The sequence below is a fragment of the Fusibacter sp. QWL-12 genome, assembly GCF_058683495.1.
Genome location: NZ_CM178745.1, coordinates 548,218 through 572,661, shown reverse-complemented (window position 1 = coordinate 572,661; position 24,444 = coordinate 548,218). Strand labels below are relative to the sequence as shown.

Genomic DNA, 24,444 nt, shown 5'->3' with positions numbered 1-24,444 from the left:
ATGAAATATTTAGCGATAGATATTGGGGGGTCTGCTATCAAGTCAGCAATTATTGACGCTGAAGGTAATATTTATGAAAAGACGAGTTTACCAACCCCCAAAACGAATTTTAATGACTTTATGGAACGATTAACTCAAATTGTTCAGTGGGGCAAAAGTATAACACCTTTATCAGGGATTGCTTTAAGCCAACCCTGTGTTACAAACGCTGAGACTGCAGAAGCACTAAGTGAAGGTGCATTAATCTATATTAAAAATACGAATCCAGCGAAATTGCTCGGAGAGAAATTCGACTTACCCTATTCAGCTGAAAACGATGGCAATTGTGCCGCATTAGCTGAAATCTGGATCGGTGGCGCTAAAAATTCAAGTGATATTGCACTTGTGGTTTGTGGCTCTGGTATTGGTGGCGCAGTTGTCATCGACCGAAAAATCAAAACTGGCGTCAATCGATTTGCAGGCGAGTTTGGTATGTTTGTAATGGGAATGGATGATTTTGGAACACCTCTCACTTGGAGTTTTAAAGGTGCGACACTGTCTTTGGTTAAGGATTATGCTCAGAGAGTAGGAAAAGATTATCGTTATTTAGATGGCAAAAAGGTCTTTGAATATGCGGATGCTGGAGATGCAGACGCGATTGCAAGTGTTGATTCATTCTTTAGATACTTTGCGTTTGGTGTTCACAATATTCAACATGTATATGACCCTGAGATTGTATTAATTGGTGGTGCTATCAGCGGGAGACATGATTTTATTGAGAGGCTGAATTTGCAGTTAGACTGGTTGAATGATCAAATCGAATGGTTATTGGCAAGACCAAAAGTGGCAATTTGTGAATGTGGTGCTGATGCAAATTTACTTGGTGCGGTCTACCATTTATTAAATAATCGAATGCATCAAATTTAGGTTTGATGGTTGACGATTGAATTCATAAAGTGTTATGATTAGAAAGTCGAAAACGATTTCGGTGTTTTCTTCAAGGAAGGAATGATTCTAATGGTTACAATTTATGACATCGCAAAAGCATGTGGCTGCTCCAGTGCGACAGTGTCAAAAGCCCTCAATAATTACCCTGACGTTAGTGCCAAAACGAGGGAAAAGATTCTCAAAAAGGCAAAAGAATTAGGCTTTGTTCCTAATTTACAAGCCAGAGCACTAATTACAAACAAGACATGGAACATTGGTGTTCTTTTTGAAGATAAAAGCCACAGCGGTTTAACGCATTACTTTTTCTCTCAAGTTCTGCAAGGTGTAAAAGAGCAGGCTGAAGAGAAGGGCTATGATATAACATTTATATCCAAAAATTTGGGTGGCGTTGAGATGACTTATCTGGAACACTGTAATCGCCGAAAAATCGATGGTGTTGTCATTGCCTGTATCGATTTTGAAGATCCACAAGTAACTGAACTTATGGAAAGTGACTTGCCAGTAGTAGCAATTGATTTTATAACAAGCCATATTGGGTCTATCGTTTCTGATAATGTAAAAGGCCTATATGAGATTACTAAATATATGATATCACTTGGACACAAAGACATCGTTTATGTCTATGGACACGAGACACACGTAACTGAAGAACGAATAAGAGGTTTTCGAAAAGCACTTGATGAAGCGGGTATTCCTTTCAGTGAAAGAATGTTAGTGAAATCTAAGTACAGTGAACGAGAAGACAGTGAAGAAGCTGTTGAGTACATTGTAAAAAGAGGTAATTTACCAACAGCTATCATTTTTCCTGATGATTGTGCTGCGATTTGGGGAATAAAAACGCTTCGCTCGCACGGTATTAAGGTGCCCGAAGATATCTCCGTTGCAGGCTTTGACGGCGTAGAAATAGGAGAAATGATTTACCCTAGATTGACGACGATCCGCCAAGATACCTCGAGATTAGGTAAGGAAGCTTCTCTTCGATGTATTCAAATGATAGAAACTAAAGTACACAATCCAACGATGACAACTATTGGTGTAGAGCTGATAGAGGGCGGAACTGCTATGCCGCCAAGATCAAAGGATATCGTTTTAAAACCTAAAAATCAAAAATAGTTTTATGTATAACAACCTAAAAAGACTCGAACAATTCATAATTGATTTGTTCGAGTCTTTTTATTCATACTTTAATATCCTATTTAGGTTCAAAGTCAAATGATGTTTGATGCTTGTACGGTTGATCGGGATAAGACAACTTAACTACATCTAGTTTAGAGTTTGCAACGTTTGTTAAATCTTGAGTCTCAAAGCAGATACCAGCTCGATTATTAAACTGATAACCAGATGGGCTAAGTGCCGAGTCTAGATAATTGCCACTGTAAATGACGGCATAAGGCTGTGTCGTCATCACTTTTAATTTTCTACCAGAGTTCAAATCGATAAGTTCTGCGAGTGGATTAATGCCATTTGATTTAAAAGGATGATCAATGCCTCGTGCTCCTTTTATGTCCTCACATTCAGAAGATGTGATTTCAGAGATTAAACGAGTTTCTGTAAAATCCATGTCAGAGCCTTTAAGAGGAACGAGTTGAACGGGAAGACTGAATGCGTTCATCTTTGCAAAATGTGACGCGTTTAGTTTAAGATGATGCGTTTTGATTGAAGTGCTTAAATTGCCACTTAAGTTAAAATAGCTGTGATTTGTTAAAGAAAAATAAGCCGGCTGTGAAGGCGTTGCAGTGTATTCTATGATTAACGCTTCCTCTTTAACCGTGTAAACCAATTCATATTTAACTTCAAAGGGGTGTGCCATTAAATAAGGGTGAATCAAAGTAAATTTAGCGTGGTTTGGAGAGATAGATTCTAGCGACCAGATTACATTATGAAGCCCATCTCTACCTGAGTGCAGCGCATTTTCGTTGATAGAGCAATCCAACTGATAGTTGCGTTCACCTAAAGGCAGCTTGCCTTCTGATGTTCGACCTGCAACTGGACCAACAAAACAGCCAATAAATAGTGGATTGGTCCAATAATCATCTATGTTATCGTATTTAAGGACGACATTTGTTCTTTTTCCATTCTGATCTTTCGCCATTATTTCTGTTATGATACCGCCTAGGTTTAGTATCTTAACTGTAAAGCCAGTGTTGCTTTCTAATTTATATTCCTTAATGGTCTGCATATACTTACCTCCTTTCAGAATAAGCACATCATACTTGCCTTTTTCAGAGCTGTCAAGGGGTGGTTTTGATATTTGCACATAAAATAAAAAAAATAGTAACACGACAAATTTTTATATTGACCTGTCAAAAAGTTTTAAGTATAATTTAAATATCGAAAACGTTTTCGAAAACAAGAACGAGTGTATACACTGTTTTAGGGTTTTGTAAAACTATTTTTTTAAAGCAATGTCGAAAACGATTTCGAAAAATATTTGAAATAATCCCCACTTGAGGGTGCAATCATAAGACGAGAGGAAACAACATGGAGAAATATCTAGACAAGTCGCTAAACCCAAGAGAAAGAGCAGTTGATTTAGTATCGAAGATGACATTAGAAGAAAAAGTAAGCCAATTAAGTTATAATGCTGCTGCAATCGAGAGACTTGGCGTTCCTTCCTATAACTGGTGGAATGAATCTCTACATGGTGTTGCAAGAGCAGGTACTGCGACGATGTTTCCACAAGCGATTGGATTAGCAGCAATGTTTGATGACGAGAGATTGTTTCATGTCGCTGAAATTTGTGCGACAGAAGCAAGAGCAAAGTTTAATCAGAGTCAAAGATTTGGGGATACGGGCATTTATAAAGGATTAACCATGTGGTCGCCAAATATTAATATATTTAGAGATCCTAGATGGGGAAGAGGACAAGAAACCTATGGTGAATGTCCATTTCTAACGGCTAGACTTGGTATTGCTTTTGTTAAAGGGCTCCAAGGAGAAGGCAAACATTTAAAGACGGCTGCATGTGCAAAACACTTCGCAGTACACAGTGGTCCAGAAGGAATCAGACATGAGTTTGATGCAATCGCTTCTCCAAAAGATTTATCAGAAACTTATTTACCCGCCTTTGAAGCACTTGTAAAAGAAGCTAATGTCGAAAGCGTTATGGGTGCATATAATCGGGTTAATGGTGAAGCGGCATGTGCCAGTGAATTCTTAACTGGTAAACTAGAGGAATGGGGTTTTGAAGGTCATTTTGTCTCAGACTGTTGGGCAATTAGAGATTTCCATACAAAACATTTGATAACAAATACAGTAGAAGAGTCAGCGGCATTGGCTTTAAGACTTGGTGTTGATTGTAATTGTGGTGATAGTTACTACTACCTTCTTTCAGCTATTAAAGCAGGACTGGTTTCTGAAGATTTTGCTACTGAATCGGCGATTAAATTAATGACAACTCGATTTAAGTTGGGTTTATTTGATGATTCAGAGTTTGATACCATCAGCTATGATCTTGTAAGTTCAAAAGAGCATAAGCATTACTCGCAGGAATGTGCTGAGAAATCCATCGTTCTACTGAAAAATAATGGTATTTTACCGATTAATAGGGATAAAATAAAATCAATAGGTGTCATTGGGCCAAGTGCAGCAAGTATAGATGCACTTAGAGGAAATTATTATGGCACCGGAGATGAATACACAACATTCTTAAAAGGCATACAAGAGCGTTTCGATGGTCGAGTTTATTATGCTGAAGGCAGTCACTTGTTTAAAGACTCACTGCAACCTCTTGGCGAATATGGTGATGGATATGCAGAAGCAAAAGCAGTTGCAGCACATTCAGATTTAGTTGTACTATGTGTTGGACTGGATGCAACCATCGAAGGCGAAGAAGGTGATACAGGAAATGCATTTGCTGCTGGGGACAAAAATGATCTGTTTTTACCTAAAGTACAGCAGGAACTAGTAGATATTGTGTTAGCAATCAATAAACCAACTGTGATTGTTGTCTCAGCAGGATCAGCGATTAATCCAAAAGGTGAAAGAGCTGATGCCATATTACATGCTTGGTATCCAGGACAAATGGGTGGAAAAGCTTTAGCCAATATCCTATTTGGTGAGGTTTCGCCATCAGGTAAGCTACCCGTTACGTTCTACGAGGATGTAAAACTATTACCAGATTTTGAAGATTATAAGATGATCAACAGAACTTACAGATATGCAGAAAACAATGTACTTTATCCGTTTGGTTACGGATTGACATATTCTAAAGTCAACATCAATGAACTCAGTTATGACTCTAATACTGATCTAGCAAGCTTGTGGATTGAGAATTTAGGGGAATATGATACGGATGAAGTGATTCAACTTTACATGAAAGATCTTGAATCAAATGATGCTGTAAGAAATTATACTTTATGTGGTTTTAAGAGAGTTCATGTAAAACGAAGTGAAAAAATTAAGATTGAACTAAAGATTCCAAGAAGTGCATTTGAAGTTGTCGATGATAATGGTGACAGAAAAGTGCAAAGTAACAAATTTAGATTGTTTGCAGGCATCAGCCAACCAGATGAACTCAGCCAAGAGTTAACTGGTATACCGGTAAGTAGTATTGAAATTGTTTTAAAGTAATGTATCAAAGTAATTGTGTTAGGATTCAATTGTTTCAGACGTCAATGATGCAAACTAGAGATTTTAGCCTAGAAATCACTAGTTTACATAAACTAAGTTTTAAAAAATAGTTAGGGGGAAGACGATGAGAAAACTTATAAGTTTATTATTAGTCGTATTGATGGTATTTAGCCTAGCAGCTTGTAGCAGTTCAAGTAATGATACGACTACAACCGCAGCAGCGGCAGAAACAAATGTAACTGAAGCAACAACTAGCTCAGGTTCAACTGAGAAAACTGTACTTAACGTATGGTCATTTACTGAAGAAGTTCCAGGTATGATTACAAAGTATTTAGAATCGCATCCAGATTTCGCAGCTAAATACGAAATTAAAACAACTGTCATCGCAACAACTGATGGCGCTTACCAACCAGCACTAGACCAAGCATTAGCTTCTGGCGGTGCAGATGCACCTGATCTTTTCACAGCTGAAGCAGCATTCGTTCTTAAATATACTCAAGGCGATGCATCTCAATATGCAGCACCTTACAAAGATTTAGGCATCGATGTTGATAACGCTATTAAAGCAGCTGATATCGCTCAATATACAGTAGATATCGGTACAAATCCAAATGGGGATGTAGTCGGTTTAGGCTATCAAGCTACTGGTGGTGCTTTTATTTATCGTCGTTCAATAGCAAAAGATACTTGGGGCACTGATGATCCAGCTGAGATCGCAAAAATCATCGGACCCGGTTGGGACAAATTCTACTCAGCAGCAGCTGATCTTAAAGCTAAAGGATACGGAATCGTTTCAGGCGATGGCGACATCTGGCATGCAGTAGAAAACAGCTCTGATACGCCTTGGGTTGTTGATGGTAAATTAAACATCGACCCTAAACGTGAAGCTTTCTTAGACCTTTCGATGCAACTTAAAGAAAATGATTACCACAATGACACACAAGACTGGCAAGATGCTTGGTTTGCTGACATGAAAGATGCTGGCGCTAAGAAAATCTTCGGTTACTTTGGTCCAGCTTGGATGATCAATTACGTTATCGCTGGTAACAGTGGCGATACATTTGGTGATTGGGCAGTTTGTGAACCACCTATCGGCTTCTTCTGGGGCGGTACTTGGGTACTTGGTGCAGCATCATCAGATAACAAAGAAGCAGTTGGTGAAATTATCAATTGGATTACACTTGATACAACAGAACAAGGTTTACAATATATGTGGGCTAATGGTACTTTAAATGGCGAAGGCGGTACTAAAGACGCTGTTGCTTCTGGTACTGTAATGAGCATGTCAAATGGTGAACTTGAGTTCTTAGGTGGACAAAATATGTTTGATGTATTTATTCCAGCAAACCAATTCGCTAATGGTAAAAACTTAACGCAATACGATGAAACGATCAACACATATTGGAGAGATCAAGTAAGAGCATACACTTCTGGTTCTAAGAGCCGTGAAGATGCGATTAAAGATTTCAAACAAATGGTTGCAGATAACTTAGATGTAGAAGTAGAATAATTGTAAGATCAATGGGATAGAATAGGAAGAAGAGTAATCTTATTCTATCCCATATGTATGTATGAAACTGATAGAAGGATTTATGGGGGTGAGTGAAATTTGAAACAGAAGAAAAACGTCAGTTATGCGAAATATGGCTACATTTTTAGCTTGCCTTTTATAATTGTATTTGCAATTTTTTCGTTGTATCCAATTATTTATACTGGAGTTATCGGATTTACAGATTATAAGGGCCTCGGAACAACTACTTGGCATTTCCTAGATGAACCATTTAAGAACTTCGTTACCATTTTAAACAATGGGTCGTTTAGACAAGCACTTAAAAACACATTTATTATTTGGACTTTAAATTTCATACCACAAATTTTTATGGCATTATTATTAACTGCTTGGTTTACTTCTAGAAGAAACAAAGTTCGAGGTAAAGGTTTCTTCAAAGTATTGTTCTACATGCCTAATATCATAACTGCGGCAAGTATAGCAATCCTATTCTACTCATTGTTTAGCTATCCGGTTGGTCCGGTCAATAGCTTGCTTATGCAGTTTGGAATAATTGACAAACCTGTCTATTTTTTAGTTAGCAAAGCAAATGCTAGAGCAATTGTTGCCTTTATCCAGTTTTGGATGTGGTACGGTTATACGATGTTGATTTTGACTTCAGGTGTAATGGGAATTAATCCTGAAATTTATGAAGCTGCTGAAATTGATGGTACTTCAGGGATTCAAACTTTCTTTTACATTACGTTGCCGAATCTTAAAACCATCTTACTGTATGTTTTGATCACTAGTATGATTGGTGGTTTAAATATGTTTGATATACCAAAATTATTTATGCAGGGTGGTCCAGATAATTCGACATTAACAACTAGCGTTTTCATATACAATCAAGCCTTTAGCGGTAGTTATCTTTATAACAGAGCAGCTGCAGCAAGTATGATTATGTTTGTGATTATCGCCATTTTCTCTGGAATTTTATTCTATGTGATGAGAGATAAAGGTGAAATCGAAATAAAAAAAGAAGCAAAGCGTGCAAAAAAAGAACGTTTAAGACTACTTAAAGAAGAGGAGGCTGCACAATGAAACAAAAAAGTAAAAGCAGAAGCATACTCTTTAAAGTAGTTGTCTACTCCGTTTGTTTGCTTCTAGCAATTCTAAGTGTATTACCATTTTGGGTCATGTTTGTAAATGCAACGAGAGATACTTTCCAAATTCAGCAAACAGCACTTTCACTAGTGCCATCAACGCATCTGATGGATAATATTAAGATTTTGCTTGGTAAAACCTTTGATCCATTAAAAGGTCTTACTAACTCTATGATCGTATCGGTATCTTCTACATTGCTTACGATTTACTTTTCAGCATTGACGGCTTATTCACTGGTTGCATATAACTGGAAGCTTAGAAGTCCGTTTTTCACGTTTATACTAGCAGTGATGATGATTCCAGCTCAAGTATCGGTGATCGGTTTTTATCAGTTCATGTATAAAATCGGTATGACAAATAACTTCTTAGCACTGATATTACCATCTGTGGCAGCGCCTGCTGCGGTATTCTTTATGAGACAGTTTATGCTGGCCTCGTTACCACTTGAACTGATTGAAGCTTCAAGAATCGATGGTGCAAGTGAGTTCTATACGTTTAACAAAATTGTATTACCAATCATGAAACCAGCTATGGCAACTCAAGCGATCTTTACCTTCGTATCAAGCTGGAACAGCTTGTTTTTACCACTGGTATTACTCACTGATAACGACAAGTACACCATGCCAATTATGGTCAGTTTGCTCAGAGGCGATATCTACAAAACAGAGTACGGTGCGGTTTATCTAGGATTAGCATTAACTGTACTCCCACTGTTCATCGCATATTTCTTACTCTCAAGGTACATTATCGAGGGTGTTGCTCTGGGCGGTGTAAAAGGGTAGTTGAGTTACAAACAACACCTTTATTAAGCGGTTTAAATGAGATAGCTTAAGGAGACTGTTCGCAGTCTCCTTACTATAAATGACGAAAGTTAGATTTTTTTTAAAGACTTTTTAAAACCGATTGAAAAAGTATTAAAAATCGGTTAATATGAAGATGAAACATTTTAAAGTGATTTTAAAAACTAGGAGGCATTATGGAATTTTTTAAGAACATTGAGAAAATTAAATATGAAGGTAAGGACTCAACCAATCCTTTGGCTTTTAAGTTTTATGACGCAGATAAAGTAATAGCAGGCAAGCCAATGAGAGAACACCTCAGATTTGCAATGAGCTACTGGCACACACTTACAGGTGAAGGAAATGATCCATTTGGTACAGGTACAATGGAGCGTCCATGGAATGAACTTTCTGGTATGGAAAAATCTAAGCTTCGTGCTGAAGTTGGCTTTGAGCTCATGTCAAAATTGGGAATCGACTATTTCTGTTTCCATGATTTAGACATCGCACCAGAAGGCAATAGCTTAAAAGAAAAACAAGAAAACCTAGATGAAATGGTTGCATATATCGAAGAGCTAATGAAGAAAACAGGCATTAAATGTCTTTGGGGAACAACCAATGCATTCACGAATAGCCGATTTATGCACGGTGCTTCTACATCTCCAAATGCGGATGTATTTGCTTATGCAGCAGCTCAAGTAAAAAAAGCAATGGAAATTACAATGAAGCTCGGTGGTGAAAACTATGTGTTCTGGGGTGGTAGAGAAGGCTATGAAACACTTCTTAACACCAATACAGAACTTGAACTCGATAACTTAGGCCGTTTCCTACAAATGGCAGTCGATTATAAAGCAAAAATCGGATTTACAGGTCAACTCTTAATTGAGCCAAAACCAAAAGAGCCGACAAAGCATCAATATGATTTTGACGCTGCAACCGTTATGGGCTTCTTAAGAAAATACAATTTACAAGATCACTTCAAACTTAATATCGAAGCTAATCATGCGACATTGGCTATGCATACATTTGAGCATGAACTTAACATGTCGAGAATCAATGGCATGCTAGGTTCAATCGATGCAAACCAAGGCGACTTATTACTTGGATGGGATACAGATCAGTTCCCAACAAACATCTATGACGCAACTGCTGCAATGCTTGAAGTGTTAAGAAACGGTGGTATCGCACCAGGTGGCTTGAACTTTGACTCAAAAGTTAGAAGAGGTTCATTTGAGCTTGAGGATTTATTCTATGCCTATATCGCAGGTATGGATACTTTTGCAAGAGGATTAATTATCGCAGACGAAATGATCCAAGAAGGCTTCTTTGATAATTTTGTTAAAGAAAGATATGCAAGCTATGAAGTGGGTATCGGTAAAAAAATCGTTAATGGTGAGGTTGGTTTTGAAGAGCTAGAAGCTTATGCGCTAACGCTTGAGGACATAAAAAACACATCAGGTCGTCAAGAAATGCTCGAAGCGAGATTCAACCAATACCTTTATAAATAAGCTGAGATCGTACTCTAGCGGATAGGCTTAATTTCTCTTATAATAAGATTGAGGTGAGCCAGTATGGAAAGTTTAGATCAAAGCATTATTAAGTCGCTCAATCGCTCTAGAATTCTAAGAGCGTTTCGAGAGAATGAAATCATACAAAAGAAGGAACTTGCTGATGCGTTACGCTTAAGTATAACCACCGTAACGACAAATACAAATCAACTTCTTGATGAAGGCCTAATTGAAGAGACTGGCATTGCTGAGAGCACAGGCGGACGCAAGCCAGTCGTCTTTCAATTTATAAAAAATGCAAAGGTGACTATTGGCGTAGATATATCTCCACATCAAGTAAAGATGATATTATCTAATTTATCTTCGGAGGTCATTGACGTGGTCAGTTGGCGAAACGAAGACTTTGACATGGATGAGACGACGAAAAGGATAGAAGCTGAAACAAAAAGGTTATTAGAGAGCAATCATTATTCACTCGAAGATTGTATTGGGATGGGGTTATCCTTACCTGGGTTAGTAGATGCTGATAGCAATCGACTGATACATGCCCCCAATCTTGCTGTGAAGGATTACGATTTTTCTAAGCTACAGAGTCAACTAAATGTAAAAATTTTTATAGAAAATGAAGCCAATGTGGCAGCGTTTGCCGAGCTCATTTTAGGCGCAGCTGAAAATAATAATAACGCAGTCTATGTCTCAATTACAGAGGGTGTTGGTTGTGGTATTATATCAGATCATAAAGTAGCAAAGGGTACTTATAACAAAGCAGGCGAGTTCGGTCATATGAGGATCTCTGACCGCCCACTATCCTGTAGCTGTGGCAGATCTGGTTGCTGGGAGCTTTTTTCATCTGAAAGGGCTTTGCTTCGTATTTACGAAGAGAAAAGTGGGGTTAAGGTTGACACCATAGAAGCTTTTTTTGAAAAGTACCATGAGGGTAGCTCTGTTGCTATAGATACCCTTAAAACGTATTTGGATTATCTGCTGGTAGGTGTTGAAAACATCATGCTGGGACTTGATCCAGAGGTAGTCATCATCGGTGGCGATATCGTGCGCTATTTGCGTGAGTTTGAGCCAATGATAGAGGCATATTTAGAACAAAAACATACCAACCTGCTCTCTCGAGACAACAAGTTGGTGCTATCTAGTCTTGCACCGCAGAGTGCGCTTCTTGGAGCGGCGCTTTTGCCACTCGTGGAGATGTTTGGTTACTAGGAGTTTAATATGTATATAGGGATAGATTTAGGAACGTCATCGGTTAAAATTTTACTGATGTCAAAAGACGGTGGTATCGTCGATGAGGTCACAGAGGAGTACCCTGTCTACTACCCCAAAGCGGGATGGGCAGAGCAGAACCCTGAGGACTGGTGGCAAGGGACTTTAAGTGCTTTAAAAAATCTGGTTTCGAGAAATACAGCTGTAAAGGATCACATAAAAGCTATTGGTTTCAGTGGACAGATGCATGGTATGGTTGCGCTTGATGAGATGGGAAACGTGCTAACGCCTTCCATCATCTGGTGTGATCAAAGAACGACTGAGGAATGTCATGAGATAACGGAACACTTTGGTGCTAAGGGCTTAAGCGACTTGGTGGGTAACATGGCATTGACTGGATTTACAGCGCCAAAGATCCTATGGCTTAAAAAAAATGCACCAGAGATCTTTGAAAAAGTAGATATGTTTTTATTGCCTAAGGATTTTATAAGCTTTAAGCTTTCTGGTAATTATGTAACGGATTACTCTGATGCGTCTGGGATGTTGCTTCTAGATGTGGCTAATAAATGTTACTCCCAGCCTGTGCTTGATTTTATCGGTATTAGTGAGGCGCAATTGCCGAAATTACATGAGTCTTATGCAGTTACCGGTCAGCTGAGCGAGGCGATCAAAGCTGAGTTGGGCCTTTCACATGAAGTTTTAATCGTCGGTGGAGCAGGTGACCAAGCCGCTGGTGCGATAGGAACGGGTACGGTTTCTGAGGGTGTGGTATCAGTAACCTTAGGAACTTCAGGTGTTGTATTTGCAGCTCATGATGACTATAGAGTCGACTTAGAGAACAGAATGCATGCTTTTTGTCATGCCAGTGGACGTTATCATTCTATGGGCGTTATGCTTTCAGCTGCCAATTGTTTAAAATGGTGGTCAGAGCAAGCTGCTGTCGCTGAAATAGACGATTTATTAAACGAAGTGGACGACACAATCAGTGAAGTGGTCTTTTTACCGTATCTTATGGGTGAGAGAACGCCTTATCCTGATCCAAACGCAAGAGGCACCTTTGTTGGGATGGATATGAACACCAACCGTAAGGATTTAACGAAATCTCTTCTTGAGGGCGTTGCATTTGGTTTGAAGGATTCATTGGATATTCTTGTGGATATGGGCGTTCCAGTGGAAGAACTCCGCGTTATCGGCGGTGGTGCTAGAAGCATCAAGTGGCGTCAAATTATTGCAGATATATTTGGACAAAGAATCGTTGGTATCAATACGAATCAAGGCGGTGCGCTGGGTGCTGCGATTTTGGCAGCAGTGGGCGATGGCGCTTTTGAATCGGTTGACGCTGCAACAAAAGCGATTATAAAAACGGTTGATGCAGTAGAGCCAAACCTGGCAAATCACGAGATATATAAAGGAAAGCATCTTAAATACAAGGCGCTATATCAGTCATTAAAGCCCTATTTTGAGATGTAAGTCTTTTGTGAGCTATAAAGCGGGTTGTAATTTAAAAGCATTTTGTGAGTGATATAGCCGCAAAATTTATTAAAATTGAGGAAATTGTAAAACTGTGCTTACTTGTAGGCACAGTTTTTTATATAGCATCAAGGAACATTATGTAAAAATCTAAAAACTCGATGTTTGAAGATTTTTATAACAATAGAATTAAATTGATATCAACACAAAGATGTTTTTTAAAAGCGTTCATTTTGGGTATGAAATCCTCATTAGAGTGCATGAGGTGAATGATGAGAATAGATAAAAAATACTTTATAATAGGCATGTTATTTGGGTGCCTGTTTCCACTTATGGCAATACCTTTTGAATTTATCATCGGTGGTCTTCCGTTTAGACTCAGTTCAATTCTACAAGCGCACAGTCAGAATAAATTGCTATACATGATTGATTCTGCACCATTGTTTCTCGGCATATTTGCTTATATCGGTGGCATTAGCCAGCTCAAATCACAAAGACTTGCTGAAGCAAATCAATCCTTATTATCTGATAGTATAAAACAAACAGAGCTAATTAAAGATAAGAAAGCGTTTCAAGATCAGATGATTGAAAGCATAACACTTGGCTCGCAAGAACTCTTTGACAGCTTTGCATCAGCACAGCATAAGGTTGAAGAGTTACAACTTTTAGATTACAAAATTAAAGAAAAAAACAATGCGATTGGAAATGTCTTTGTCACTTTTAATCAGGCGATGTCTGCAGTTGATAAGGGGACGTACGACATCGATCATCGCGTAAGCGAACTTGCTGAGTTGAGTAGTGATTTGGAAACACAGCTTAAAAAGACGGGTGACTCACAGCAAGTATTACATCATGGGATTAGTCAAACACTAGAAATTGGCGATCATGTAATGAAAAATGCTGAGAGAACTTTAAATGATATCGATGGGATTATGAAATTATCTTCTCAAATAAAAATGCTGGCGTTAAATGCATCCATAGAAGCTGCGAGAGCAGGAGAACATGGCCGAGGTTTTTCAGTCGTTGCTGAAGAAGTTGGAAAGTTATCCGCACAAACCGATTTGGTTTTAGAAGAAGTAATTGAAGCACAAGATGAGTTGATCGTATCAACACAAAAACTTAAGGAACAGACTTTAACCTTAAACGAAATTATAGAAGATACAGTGGTTGTAAACAATCAAGGGGTTGTTTTACTTAGAAATTTTTCAGAGTCCATGCAGGCAGTGAAATTGAGCTTGAATGTGCTTATGGAAAGCAATGCCCGTCAAAAGGATCAGTTTCACGCGGTTAATACAAATTCAAAAGACGTCCTATCCTCGATTGAACTGCTTGAAGGTGGTTTAGAACGTCTTTTTGAGTCGATCAATTTACAAAATTCTCTTGCTGCCAAATTACTTGAAGAGATGACTAAGCAGTAGTATTATACACGTGCTCCAAAAGGTAAAAGTGCCAACCCGGCAAGTTTAAGGTGCTGCTTAGCAAATGGCAGTCCTACAATTGTAATACCTAAAAAGAAAGCAATGATAAGATGCATGATACAGAGCTCCCAGCCAAGAAGGAGGATCCAAATAACGTTCATCAGCAGACCACCTGCACCAAAATTACCAATGCTGACTTCGCGACCGAATGGCGCTAGAGTAAGTCCAGCGATTTTAAAGCATTGAATTCCAAAAGGAATCCCAATTACAGTGATGCATAAAACCAAACCAGCGATGGTCCAGCCAATGGCAGAGAGTAAACCACCAAATAGTATCCAAATTAAATTGCCGATTGCAGACATAAAGTTACCTCTTTCATAAATTATTATTAGTTTTATTTTGAATTGATATTATTTAATCTTTTTTATTATTATATCTGGTCTTATGAAAAACAAGATTAACTTTCAATTAGAATTTGGGAAAAACGAAAAAAATAAATATTTAGAATTATCAAAAAACTATTTGACAAGCTTTTGATTTGTTAGTATAGTGTATACAATATATTTAAAGCCATAAGGAAACTAGCTTAATTTCGAAATCAATTTCAGAGAGCCGATGGTTGGTGTGAATCGGTATTGTGACTTTTAAGCGACTCATTTCTTTGCAGCTGCTCAGAAAAACCGATAGGTTGTGTAAGTGCAGACGGAAAACTCCGTTATCAGTTAAAGGCTTGTTGGAGCTTGATTAAGGTGGTCTATTTGAGTATAGACAATCAGGGTGGTACCGCGAGGAGTAACCTCGTCCCTGTATGCAAATGCATGCAGTGACGGGGTTTTTTGTTTACCTAAAAGCCATAACCTTGTTATAGACGACAAAGCTTCAGTGAAATAAGGATGTTTAAGGAGAAGTAGAAGATGATTAAGATTTTTGATACCACACTAAGAGATGGCGAACAATCACCAGGATGTAGCATGTCGTTTGATGAAAAAATCGAAGTTGCAAAGCAACTCGAAAAATTGAAGGTAGATGTCATCGAAGCTGGGTTTGCAGCAGCATCCATCGGTGATTTTAATTCGATTCGGGAAATTGCGAATCAAGTTAGAAACTGCACAGTAGCAAGCTTGGCGAGAGCACTTCCGGCGGATATTGAAAGGGCATATGAAGCTGTAAAAGGTGCAGCAAACCCAAGAATCCATACCTTTATTGCAACCTCAGATTTACACATGAAATACAAGCTAAAGATGAGTCGTGAAGCGGTTATTCAGCACACACAAAGTATGGTGAAATACGCCAAGCAGTTTTGTAATGACATAGAATTTTCGGCTGAGGATGCTTCTAGAAGTGATCCGATGTTCTTATATCGTGTGATAGAAGAAGCGATTAAAATGGGTGCGACAACCATTAACATACCAGATACAGTGGGCTATACGACGCCTGATGAATTCTATGAGCTGATTAGCAATATCAGATACTATGTTAAAAATGCAGATGCCGTTACGCTTTCTGTGCATTGTCATAATGACCTTGGTCTTGCAGTCGCAAACTCACTTGCCGCTGTTAGAGCGGGTGCAACACAAGTCGAATGTACCATCAATGGTATTGGTGAACGTGCTGGGAATGCAGCGCTTGAAGAAATTGTCATGGCCATTAACACCAGAAGCGGTCACTACAATCAAATGACCAATATCGATACAAAAGAGATTATTAAAACCAGTCATTTGGTAAGCAAGGTGACGGGAACGCGTGTCCAGCACAATAAAGCAATTGTTGGTGAAAATGCATTTGCGCATGAATCAGGCATTCATCAGCATGGTATGTTGGCCAATCCTATGACATATGAGATTATGACACCTGAATCGATTGGACTGACGACAAACAGTTTGGTGCTTGGCAAGCATTCGGGCAAACATGCACTGGAAGATCGTATTAAATCACTGGGGTATCAGCTAACCGATGCAAAACTAAATGAAGTTTTTAACGGTTTCAAAGCACTTGCTGATAAAAAGAAAACCATCTACGAGAGAGATATTGAAGCGCTAATTCAGGCAAAGACAGCCTTCGATGAAACCGCTTATACACTGGCATCCTTTGTCATCAACTCTGGTAACATCATTACATCGACGTGTCAGATTGGTCTTAAACGTGAAGGCCAAATCTACGATTCGGTTGCGCATGGTCATGGTCCTGTAGATGCTGCCTTTAAAGCGATTGAAAAGATCATCGGAACGAGTTACGAGCTTGACGATTACACCATACAATCCGTCACAGAAGGCGAAGACGCACAAGGTGAGGCGATGGTAAAGATAAAAGTGAACAACGAAACCTACACGGGATATGGCCTCAGCACAGATATTATTGAAGCCAGCATAAAGGCGTATTTAAGTGCAATTAATAAAATCATACAAAATAGTGAAGTTGAGGAGAGTGAACGTAAATGGGCATGACAATGACACAAAAAATATTAGCAAAGCATGCAGGACTAGAGACCGTGAAAGCGGGACAATTGATAGAAGCAAATCTTGATTTGGTGCTTGGAAATGACATCACGACGCCAGTGGCAATCAAATCCTTTGACTTAATGAAAGCGAGAATAGTATTCGATACAGAAAAAATTGCCATCGTTCCCGATCACTTTGCGCCCAACAAGGACATACAATCGGCAGAGCAATGTAGAGAAATCAGGGAATTTTCTAAGGACAAAGCCATTACCAATTACTTCGAGCTAGGAGAGATGGGGATCGAGCATGGCTTAATCCCTGAGAAGGGATTGGTGGTTCCTGGAGACGTGGTCATCGGAGCAGACTCACATACCTGTACTTATGGCGCATTGGGTGCTTTTTCTACTGGTATTGGCAGCACCGATATGGCTGCTGGGATGGCTACTGGTAAGGGGTGGTTTAAGGTCCCAACAGCGATCAAAATAGAACTGACTGGCGCACTTCAAGGCTGGGTCAGTGGAAAAGATGTGATTTTAGAGATCATCGGTAGAATTGGCGTAGATGGCGCAAGGTATAAGTCCATGGAGTTTGTTGGAGAAGGGGTGCAATCGCTCAGCATGGATGATCGTTTTACGATAGCCAACATGGCGATTGAAGCGGGTGCTAAGAACGGGATTTTTCCAGTAGATGAAAAAACAATGGACTATATAAAAAACTACTCAAAAGCGACAAAACCACATACGATTTATACAGCAGATGAGGATGCAGAATATGAATCGGTTCTAAACATCAACTTATCGGAGCTTACCTCAACCATTGCATTTCCTCACTTACCAGAGAACACGAAGAAAATTGGCGAGATTGAAGCCGTCAAAGTGGATCAAGTTGTGATTGGTTCCTGTACCAATGGCAGGCTTCAAGATTTAAGAGAAGCCGCTGCGATCTTTAAGGGCAATAAAGTTGCCAAAGGCATCAGAGCGATTGTCATACCAGTGACACAACGCGTCTATTTAGAGGCGCTTAGAGAAGGCTTAATTGAAATTTTCATCGAAGCAGGCGCAATCGTGAGCACACCAACTTGTGGACCTTGCCTGGGTGGGCATATGGGCGTGCTTGGCAAAGGTGAAAGGGCGATTGCGACAACCAACCGTAACTTTGTCGGTCGTATGGGACACATCGACTCTGAAGTTTATCTAGCAAGTCCAGCAGTGGCTGCGGCATCTGCAATCACAGGCTATATCGAAAACCCACAAAACATCGTTAGAAAGGAATCAAGAATATGATACTATCAGGAGCCGTTCACAAATTTGGTGACAATGTCGACACAGACGTCATTATACCAGCACGATATTTAAGTCAGTCCGATCCAGCCATTTTAGCCCAATACTGTATGCAGGACATAGACGCAAACTTTGCAAAAATCGTCGAAAAAGGCGACATCATCGTAGCGGGAAAAAACTTTGGTTGTGGGTCATCGAGAGAGCACGCACCTATTGCGATTAAAGCATCTGGAATTTCATGCGTCATTGCGCCAAGCTTCGCAAGAATTTTCTATCGCAATGCCATTAATATAGGTTTACCGATCTTAGAATGCGATATCGCTTACGCTTCTATTGATCGTGGCAATCAGATCTCAGTCGATTTACAAACGGGTATGATTACCAATCATACTAAGGGAGAAACCTACTCAGCCGAGCCATTTCCTGAGTTTATACAAAATATCATACAAAAGGGCGGCTTGATTGAGTATACCTCTAGCCAATTGACAGTTACAGGCGTAAACGAGTTAAATCATTCAAATCAATCAAATCCCAACAAAGTTCATAAAATAGCTCTAGCACCTGGTGATGGCATCGGACCTGAGGTAATTGCGTCTGCCAAAAGAGTGTTAGAAGCAGTCTCAGCCAAAGAGGGAATAGAGTTTCAGTTCGAAGAAATAAAGATAGGTGGACATGCGATCGATGCAACCGGTACGAGCTTACCTGAGGCGTCGATCAAAACAGCAAAGGCCTGCGACGCAGTATTATTAGGTGCTGTAGGTGGTCCTAAATGGGATCATGTTAAAGGTGAGCATCGACCAGAAGCGGGACTGCTAAAAATCAGGAAATCGCTTGGCGTCTATGCCAACCTCAGACCTGCAATTCTATATGAGTCACTGAAACACAGCTGCCCGCTCAATGAAGAAATCAGCCGTGGTGGCTTTGACATCATGGTCGTCAGAGAGCTAACCGGCGGCATCTATTTTGGAGAGAAGGGCACGTCTCAGGATGAGGGAATGGAAAAAGCATATGACATAGAGGCTTACTCTAGACACGAAATTGAACGTATCGCCAAAGTTGCCTTTGAGACGGCCTTAGGTCGCAGTAAAAAGGTGATCAGCGTAGACAAAGCCAACGTACTTGAAAGCTCAAGACTCTGGCGAAAGGTGACCGAAGAGGTGTCACGCGATTATCCAGAGGTCACACTTGAGCACATGTATGTGGATAATGCAGCAATGCAGCTCATAAAAAATCCGAAGCAGTTTGATGTCATATTAACATCCAACCTCTTCGGAGATATCCTTTCGGATGAAGCGAGTATGATCACAGGATCTATCGGTATCCAGCCATCTGCAAGTATCGGCGCAGGAGGCTTTGGTCTTTATGAACCCATCCATGGGTCTGCACCTGATATAGCGGGCAAAGGCATTGCCAATCCCATAGCGACCGTATTATCAGCGAGTATGCTCCTTAGAAAAAGTCTTGGTCAAGCTTCAGCTGCTGATACCATCGAAAATGCAGTTAAAAATGTGCTTGCAGCAGGCTATAGAACTAAAGATTTGACTTCATCTGATGAGTGGTTAAGCACCTCAGAGATGACCGATAAGATCATAGAGGCAATTCAGGCACCAGCTTTCTATAACCCAGACGGTCTTCACAGATAGATCCCTCTGAAAACACAGCATCTACAAGGACGATATAATCCGCTATTTTTTCACATTTTTTAATCTTTTTAGCGTATTTCTCTGAAACGTTTAAAATTGGCATACAGTAAAACCAAAACTCCTTCATTTTATGAAGAACGTTTTTATCGCCTGACATGACTTCTATATAGTCTTTTAAAAGCCTATCGTGAAAGGCTCTAAAGAGGTCAATCGTCATAGGCGTTCCAGTTTTAATTTCTCCGATCAAGCCAGGATTTGCAATGACACCGCGACCGAGCATCACGCTATCGATTTGAGGAAACCTCTTAATAATCGAATGATAATCATTTATATTAAACACATCTCCATTATAGCTAACCGGAAAAGGCAATTCCTGAGTGGTCGCATCAAATAGCTCAAGGCGAGGTGTGTTTTTATAAAAATCCTTGGTGATTCTTGGATGGATGATTAATTCCTCAAGCGGAAACTTCTTGAAGATGGCCATTAGCTCATAAAACTCTTCTGGATTAAATTTGCCTAGACGTGTTTTAATGGACAGCTTGACATCTATTTGTGAAAAGACGGTATCTAAAAACGTTTCAAGCTGCTCTTTGTGAAAGAGAAATCCTGAACCTTTGTTCTTTGCGACAACTGTGTTTGATGGACAGCCTAGATTGAGATTAAATTCAGTATAGCCATACTGCTTTATGTCATTCACCGTATTGACAAATTCGTTTGCCTTATTAGATAGTATTTGCGGTACGACATAAAGACCTTTATTGTGCTCAGGCTGAATCTCCTTGCGCTCTTTTGTACTATATGACAGATGCTGATTGGTAGAGATAAACGGCGTAAAATACTTATCAGCTGGGGTGAAAAAAGTATGATAAGCATTACGATAAATGTAGTTGGTAACGCCTTCAAGTGGCGCAAGATATATTTTCATGATAACTCCAAATTTCATTATTTGCTTTTCCATTATATAGAGATAGTGCCTCAACTTCAATCTTTATAAAAATTAAATATCTCTCCGCATCTACAGTGCTATAATAATAAAGGACGCATTAGGAGGCAAAGAGTGAAGATAGAAAACACAAACAACGGCATACTTAAGAATCACATACTAAATAACATTCAAAATAACATTCAAAATTCCATACAAAATTCCATACAAAATAACATAACGGACATAGCCCTCATCTATGAAGGTGGTGGTATGCGTGGCAGCTATACAGCTGGCTTCGTCAACACACTCCTAGAAAATGAGCTGTATTTTGACTACGTCGCAGGGATCTCGGCTGGGTCATCTCATACCGTCAACTATATTTCAAGAGATAAAGTCAGAACCAAGACCGCATTTGTGGATATGGTCACCGATCCAGAGTTTGGCGGATGGAAGTATTTTTTTAAAGGCGAAGGCTATTTCCGTGCAAAATACTTATACGAAGAAACACCGCTCCCATTTAAACCCCATCCATTCGATTTTAAAACGTTTGTGGAAAATCCTGCAAAGCTCCGCATTGGCGCTTTCGATCGAGAAACCGGTGAACTCCATTATTTCACAAAGCAGGATGCAAAAACATTAGAGGATTTGATGAAAATAGTAAGATCCTCCTCATCCATGCCGATTTTCATGCCGCCAACAGAATATAATGATCGTGTCTTTGTAGACGGTGGTTTAGCGGGCGGTATCGCACTGGACATAGCAAAAAAGGATGGTTATGAAAAGTTTTTCGTCGTGTTGTCACGACCAAAAGGCTATCGAAAATCCCCTATGAAGTTTACGCGTTTTATGAAGGCATACTACAGAAATTACCCTAAAGTTGTGGAAGCGATGATGGCACGACACACGGTTTATAATCAGACTTTAGAGGAACTGGAAGATTTAGAGGCATCTGGCAAAGCCATGCTGGTATATCCAGATCAGATGCCAGTTAGCAGTCGTGAAATCAGTCACGCCAAACTTCAAGAGAGTTATCAGCTGGGCTATGATCAAGGTCAGCGAGAGATAGAAAGATGGCAGAAATTTTTGTTATGATAACGTCACAATAATTAGTAGCCTCCTGTGATAGACTATTAATGGCGATATAAAGCCATGATTGTCAGAAAGGAGGCTATTATGATATATGCTGTATGGAATACTGCCCTTTACTAGAAAACATTAACTGGTAAAGGGGAGTCCAATGAAAACTAAAGATTTGAAAGCGTATAAAATCAGCTTACTCTGGCTCCCAATAAGAAGGGAGACTAGAGATGAAGGCATACGCATATGTAACGTTTGTAATGAGAAACGACAGTTTTATATCAGGGGCAATTGTATTAGCACATGCATTAAAGTATCAATCACAAAGGGCAGATTTGGTTTGTTTGGTTACAAAAGATGTTTCTGATCAAGGCAGATCCATTTTGAATCTCGTATTTGACTATGTGGTCTGCATAGAGGAAATCGTCGTACAGCACACCAATCAGTGTGGTCGTAAGGATCGACCTTATCTCTTTACACGACTTCAAGCACTGCGATTAGGTGTCAATGGTGATTTGGGATTTAAGTATAAGAAAATTGTATTGCTTGATGCTGACATATTACCGATATGTGACTACGATCAACTATTTGATATCAATACACCAGCAGGCATAATCAATGAAGATAAAGCGCATTTTGTTGAGAAGTCGAGCCTGCAAGATGGGAAATTATTATGGCATGATGTTTACGAACCTATTTGTTCACATGGCGAAAAAATTCCCAGCTATATTACCGACAGAGTAGCTGAAAATCCCAAAAATCTGGGTGTCAATGCATGTCTCTGGGTTCTAAAACCAGATTATGAGGCGTATGTTGATATTTTAAAGCAGATAAGACACCCCGAAAACATAGCCATGATTCATCTATTCGATTGGCCAGAAATGCAGTTTATGACATACTATTGGTCGGGAAAATGGCATAACATTGATATACGGTTTGCATCCTTTAATGCACAGCCGAAACTTAGCGATGTGAAGGGGACTCATTTTGCTGGATTAAAGCCTTGGCAGGAGAAGCAGCTCGCGTCACTTCAGCATTATAGTCGATATGAAGATTATCAGCTGTGGTATGTAATGTTTGAGACCCTTTGTCGTTGGCACGAACCAAGATTGCTTGAATATAGTAAAGTAGATAAGATCCTAAAGCTAATTCAGCAATTGAGAAAAAAAATATGAGATAAGGTTCAAATATTTTTGAGGAGGTGGACATCTCATTCGCTCTATAAGTAAAAATAAACCAATGAATCAATAGCGGCCGTTTGATGAGAGATCAAGGCCGCTTTTTTGTAAAGTTTTTGTTACTAATTAATGATATTTTGTTTTGCTTGATACATAATTTATAAAAAGGGAATATATAACAAAAGGAGGTAATACGATGAAAATGAATGCTTTAAAATATAAAAAAATCACTTCTTTAGTGGGTCTTATGCTATTGGTTTTTGCAGTCGTTGGCTGCAGCAATTCAACGAACAACAATGAATCAACCACTGCTGAAGCCCCTACACAAACGCAAACTACTGAAAACATGCAAAGCTCTGAGAACACACAAGGGTCAGAAAACACAGATCCATCAGAAGCGTCGTCTGATACTGTTGTAACAACCGAATCCTCAGAACTTGTTCTCACTTTAGAGGAATTGGCACAGTTTAACGGTAAAAATGGCAATCCTGCATATGTAGCTGTAGATGGCATTATTTATGATGTTTCTAACGTTGAGCCATGGAAAAACGGTCAACACAATGGCTACGAAGCAGGTCAAGACTTAACAGAAATTATCAAAACAAAATCACCACATGGTTTATCCGTCTTACAAAAACTTACTGCGGTTGGAAAGTTAGCAGAATAAGGAGGCTGTATGTTATACGAATTCATAGGATTTATAAATGTTGCACTTATTGTTGCCTTAACATCGCCTTATTGGTTACGGCTCATCAACAAAGTTCTCTTTAAAAATAAAAATAAAGACATTGTAAAACTGATTAAGCCACTTAGAAAATTACACAAACCGATGGGTTTGGCAATTCTAGTACTTGCCCCTTTCCATGGATACTTAGCTTTAGGTGGATTAAGACCACATACTGGATCATTAGTGGGTCTTATGGCAACGATAACGATTTTACTGGGAGGCTCCTATTTCTTTACAAAGAAAAAAGCCATTTTTAAATGGCATAAAGTGGCTGCACTACTTACTGTTATCTTACTAGCGGTTCACTTATTGTTTCCAAGTGCACTATACACTTTGTTTAAAATCTACTAAGCCAATAGGAAGAACCGTCTTTTTCTCTAGTGAGCCATTTTTCGTCCACTAAACCTCGTCTTAGTATAAATAAGTCATTAAAGTCATGAAGACCACTTATGAGTAGATTTACTTCTTGCTCTGAGTAGGTCTTTTCTTTTTCAAAAAATCCAGCAAGATATTTTAGAATAATCTCTTGCTTAACCCGTTTTGAAGGCCAGATTTTGATGATGCCATCTTTATCTATAAATCTGGATAGAATTGTCTTTTCTTCATCTGTAAAATGATTCATACGTATCCTTTC

At 39.2% G+C, this 24,444-nt stretch carries 21 protein-coding genes, 1 pseudogene and 1 other annotated feature; of the genes and pseudogenes, 18 read left to right on the top strand and 4 right to left on the bottom strand.

Annotated features, from left to right (window positions below; all coding sequences use genetic code 11):
* Both AC4PID_RS03255 and AC4PID_RS03250 read left to right on the top strand, forming a co-directional pair.
* On the top strand, positions 1 to 906 hold the full coding sequence (locus tag AC4PID_RS03255; protein WP_492134135.1) for an ROK family protein: 906 nt from the start codon (positions 1 to 3) through the stop codon (positions 904 to 906).
* Between the two features lie 90 nt (positions 907 to 996).
* Complete coding sequence (locus AC4PID_RS03250) at positions 997 to 2,040, top strand: LacI family DNA-binding transcriptional regulator (protein ID WP_492134134.1); 1,044 nt, start codon at positions 997 to 999, stop codon at positions 2,038 to 2,040.
* 79 nt (positions 2,041 to 2,119) lie between these two features.
* On the opposite strand, the gene AC4PID_RS03245 is transcribed toward AC4PID_RS03250, so the two are convergent.
* Positions 2,120 to 3,106, bottom strand: a complete 987-nt coding sequence (locus AC4PID_RS03245; protein ID WP_492134133.1) for an aldose epimerase family protein — start codon at positions 3,104 to 3,106, stop codon at positions 2,120 to 2,122.
* A 302-nt stretch (positions 3,107 to 3,408) separates the two neighbouring features.
* Between AC4PID_RS03245 and AC4PID_RS03240 the strand changes: the two genes are divergently transcribed.
* The 8 genes from AC4PID_RS03240 (at position 3,409) to AC4PID_RS03205 (ending at position 14,542) form a co-directional block, all read left to right on the top strand.
* On the top strand, positions 3,409 to 5,499 hold the full coding sequence (locus AC4PID_RS03240) for a glycoside hydrolase family 3 C-terminal domain-containing protein (protein ID WP_492134132.1): 2,091 nt from the start codon (positions 3,409 to 3,411) through the stop codon (positions 5,497 to 5,499).
* Between the two features lie 124 nt (positions 5,500 to 5,623).
* Positions 5,624 to 7,009 (top strand): ABC transporter substrate-binding protein, encoded by a 1,386-nt coding sequence (locus AC4PID_RS03235; RefSeq protein ID WP_492134131.1) that lies wholly within the window; start codon positions 5,624 to 5,626, stop codon positions 7,007 to 7,009.
* Between the two features lie 99 nt (positions 7,010 to 7,108).
* A complete protein-coding gene (locus AC4PID_RS03230; protein WP_492134130.1) occupies positions 7,109 to 8,089 on the top strand; it encodes a carbohydrate ABC transporter permease in 981 nt (326 codons plus the stop codon).
* Positions 8,086 to 8,934, top strand: coding sequence for a carbohydrate ABC transporter permease (locus tag AC4PID_RS03225; protein WP_492134129.1), 849 nt, complete (start codon positions 8,086 to 8,088; stop codon positions 8,932 to 8,934). Before AC4PID_RS03230 ends, AC4PID_RS03225 begins: the two co-directional genes overlap by 4 nt.
* Before the next feature lie 191 nt (positions 8,935 to 9,125).
* Positions 9,126 to 10,439, top strand: coding sequence for a xylose isomerase (gene xylA / locus AC4PID_RS03220; RefSeq protein ID WP_492135349.1), 1,314 nt, complete (start codon positions 9,126 to 9,128; stop codon positions 10,437 to 10,439).
* A 63-nt stretch (positions 10,440 to 10,502) separates the two neighbouring features.
* Positions 10,503 to 11,654 carry an ROK family transcriptional regulator gene (locus AC4PID_RS03215; protein ID WP_492134128.1) on the top strand — a complete coding sequence of 384 codons (1,152 nt, stop codon included), beginning with the start codon at positions 10,503 to 10,505 and terminating at the stop codon, positions 11,652 to 11,654.
* A 9-nt stretch (positions 11,655 to 11,663) separates the two neighbouring features.
* Entirely contained in the window at positions 11,664 to 13,124 is a 1,461-nt protein-coding gene (xylB, locus tag AC4PID_RS03210) for a xylulokinase (RefSeq protein ID WP_492134127.1), read from the top strand.
* A gap of 272 nt (positions 13,125 to 13,396) precedes the next feature.
* Complete coding sequence (locus tag AC4PID_RS03205) at positions 13,397 to 14,542, top strand: methyl-accepting chemotaxis protein (protein WP_492134126.1); 1,146 nt, start codon at positions 13,397 to 13,399, stop codon at positions 14,540 to 14,542.
* Positions 14,543 to 14,544: 2 nt separating this feature from the next.
* Here the strand turns inward: AC4PID_RS03205 and AC4PID_RS03200 are convergent, their stop codons facing one another.
* The gene (locus AC4PID_RS03200) at positions 14,545 to 14,904 is read right to left on the bottom strand and encodes a YccF domain-containing protein (protein WP_492134125.1); all 360 of its coding nucleotides are present in this window, start codon (positions 14,902 to 14,904) and stop codon (positions 14,545 to 14,547) included.
* A gap of 201 nt (positions 14,905 to 15,105) precedes the next feature.
* Positions 15,106 to 15,351 (top strand) — a binding site (T-box leader).
* Between the two features lie 105 nt (positions 15,352 to 15,456).
* Here AC4PID_RS03200 and AC4PID_RS03195 point away from each other — a divergent pair.
* From AC4PID_RS03195 to leuB, 4 genes and pseudogenes are all read left to right on the top strand, one after another.
* Complete coding sequence (locus AC4PID_RS03195) at positions 15,457 to 16,986, top strand: 2-isopropylmalate synthase (protein WP_492134124.1); 1,530 nt, start codon at positions 15,457 to 15,459, stop codon at positions 16,984 to 16,986.
* Positions 16,977 to 18,263 (top strand): 3-isopropylmalate dehydratase large subunit, encoded by a 1,287-nt coding sequence (gene leuC, locus AC4PID_RS03190; RefSeq protein ID WP_492134123.1) that lies wholly within the window; start codon positions 16,977 to 16,979, stop codon positions 18,261 to 18,263. Before AC4PID_RS03195 ends, leuC begins: the two co-directional genes overlap by 10 nt.
* Positions 18,260 to 18,673 (top strand): annotated as a pseudogene (locus tag AC4PID_RS03185) (3-isopropylmalate dehydratase small subunit); the annotation flags it as partial. The gene leuC and the pseudogene AC4PID_RS03185, both read left to right, overlap by 4 nt.
* A gap of 135 nt (positions 18,674 to 18,808) precedes the next feature.
* Positions 18,809 to 19,903, top strand: coding sequence for a 3-isopropylmalate dehydrogenase (gene leuB / locus AC4PID_RS03180; protein WP_492135348.1), 1,095 nt, complete (start codon positions 18,809 to 18,811; stop codon positions 19,901 to 19,903).
* Here the strand turns inward: leuB and AC4PID_RS03175 are convergent.
* On the bottom strand, positions 19,848 to 20,828 hold the full coding sequence (locus AC4PID_RS03175; protein ID WP_492134122.1) for a tRNA dihydrouridine synthase: 981 nt from the start codon (positions 20,826 to 20,828) through the stop codon (positions 19,848 to 19,850). The two genes, leuB and AC4PID_RS03175, sit on opposite strands and share 56 nt — an antisense overlap.
* A gap of 132 nt (positions 20,829 to 20,960) precedes the next feature.
* Between AC4PID_RS03175 and AC4PID_RS03170 the strand changes: the two genes are divergently transcribed.
* The 4 genes from AC4PID_RS03170 to AC4PID_RS03155 all read left to right on the top strand — a co-directional run bounded on the left by AC4PID_RS03170 (position 20,961) and on the right by AC4PID_RS03155 (position 24,161).
* A complete protein-coding gene (locus tag AC4PID_RS03170) occupies positions 20,961 to 21,920 on the top strand; it encodes a patatin-like phospholipase family protein (RefSeq protein ID WP_492134121.1) in 960 nt (319 codons plus the stop codon).
* A 215-nt stretch (positions 21,921 to 22,135) separates the two neighbouring features.
* Positions 22,136 to 23,080 (top strand): glycosyltransferase, encoded by a 945-nt coding sequence (locus AC4PID_RS03165; protein WP_492134120.1) that lies wholly within the window; start codon positions 22,136 to 22,138, stop codon positions 23,078 to 23,080.
* 199 nt (positions 23,081 to 23,279) lie between these two features.
* Entirely contained in the window at positions 23,280 to 23,750 is a 471-nt protein-coding gene (locus AC4PID_RS03160; protein ID WP_492134119.1) for a cytochrome b5 domain-containing protein, read from the top strand.
* A 9-nt stretch (positions 23,751 to 23,759) separates the two neighbouring features.
* Complete coding sequence (locus AC4PID_RS03155) at positions 23,760 to 24,161, top strand: hypothetical protein (RefSeq protein ID WP_492134118.1); 402 nt, start codon at positions 23,760 to 23,762, stop codon at positions 24,159 to 24,161.
* On the opposite strand, the gene AC4PID_RS03150 is transcribed toward AC4PID_RS03155, so the two are convergent.
* Positions 24,148 to 24,432 carry a DUF2087 domain-containing protein gene (locus AC4PID_RS03150; RefSeq protein ID WP_492134117.1) on the bottom strand — a complete coding sequence of 95 codons (285 nt, stop codon included), beginning with the start codon at positions 24,430 to 24,432 and terminating at the stop codon, positions 24,148 to 24,150. The two genes, AC4PID_RS03155 and AC4PID_RS03150, sit on opposite strands and share 14 nt — an antisense overlap.
* Positions 24,433 to 24,444: the final 12 nt, after the last annotated feature.

Coding starts and splice junctions, on each gene's coding strand:
- AC4PID_RS03195 (WP_492134124.1), top strand. CDS start 15,457: ATGATTAAGATTTTTGATACCACACTAAGAGATGGCGAACAATCACCA.
- AC4PID_RS03255 (WP_492134135.1), top strand. CDS start 1: ATGAAATATTTAGCGATAGATATTGGGGGGTCTGCTATCAAGTCAGCA.
- AC4PID_RS03200 (WP_492134125.1), bottom strand. CDS start 14,904: ATGTCTGCAATCGGCAATTTAATTTGGATACTATTTGGTGGTTTACTC.
- leuC (WP_492134123.1), top strand. CDS start 16,977: ATGGGCATGACAATGACACAAAAAATATTAGCAAAGCATGCAGGACTA.
- AC4PID_RS03245 (WP_492134133.1), bottom strand. CDS start 3,106: ATGCAGACCATTAAGGAATATAAATTAGAAAGCAACACTGGCTTTACA.
- AC4PID_RS03175 (WP_492134122.1), bottom strand. CDS start 20,828: ATGAAAATATATCTTGCGCCACTTGAAGGCGTTACCAACTACATTTAT.
- AC4PID_RS03215 (WP_492134128.1), top strand. CDS start 10,503: ATGGAAAGTTTAGATCAAAGCATTATTAAGTCGCTCAATCGCTCTAGA.
- AC4PID_RS03160 (WP_492134119.1), top strand. CDS start 23,280: ATGAAAATGAATGCTTTAAAATATAAAAAAATCACTTCTTTAGTGGGT.
- AC4PID_RS03155 (WP_492134118.1), top strand. CDS start 23,760: ATGTTATACGAATTCATAGGATTTATAAATGTTGCACTTATTGTTGCC.
- AC4PID_RS03225 (WP_492134129.1), top strand. CDS start 8,086: ATGAAACAAAAAAGTAAAAGCAGAAGCATACTCTTTAAAGTAGTTGTC.
- AC4PID_RS03235 (WP_492134131.1), top strand. CDS start 5,624: ATGAGAAAACTTATAAGTTTATTATTAGTCGTATTGATGGTATTTAGC.
- AC4PID_RS03205 (WP_492134126.1), top strand. CDS start 13,397: ATGAGAATAGATAAAAAATACTTTATAATAGGCATGTTATTTGGGTGC.
- AC4PID_RS03240 (WP_492134132.1), top strand. CDS start 3,409: ATGGAGAAATATCTAGACAAGTCGCTAAACCCAAGAGAAAGAGCAGTT.
- AC4PID_RS03250 (WP_492134134.1), top strand. CDS start 997: ATGGTTACAATTTATGACATCGCAAAAGCATGTGGCTGCTCCAGTGCG.
- xylB (WP_492134127.1), top strand. CDS start 11,664: ATGTATATAGGGATAGATTTAGGAACGTCATCGGTTAAAATTTTACTG.
- AC4PID_RS03150 (WP_492134117.1), bottom strand. CDS start 24,432: ATGAATCATTTTACAGATGAAGAAAAGACAATTCTATCCAGATTTATA.
- AC4PID_RS03165 (WP_492134120.1), top strand. CDS start 22,136: ATGAAGGCATACGCATATGTAACGTTTGTAATGAGAAACGACAGTTTT.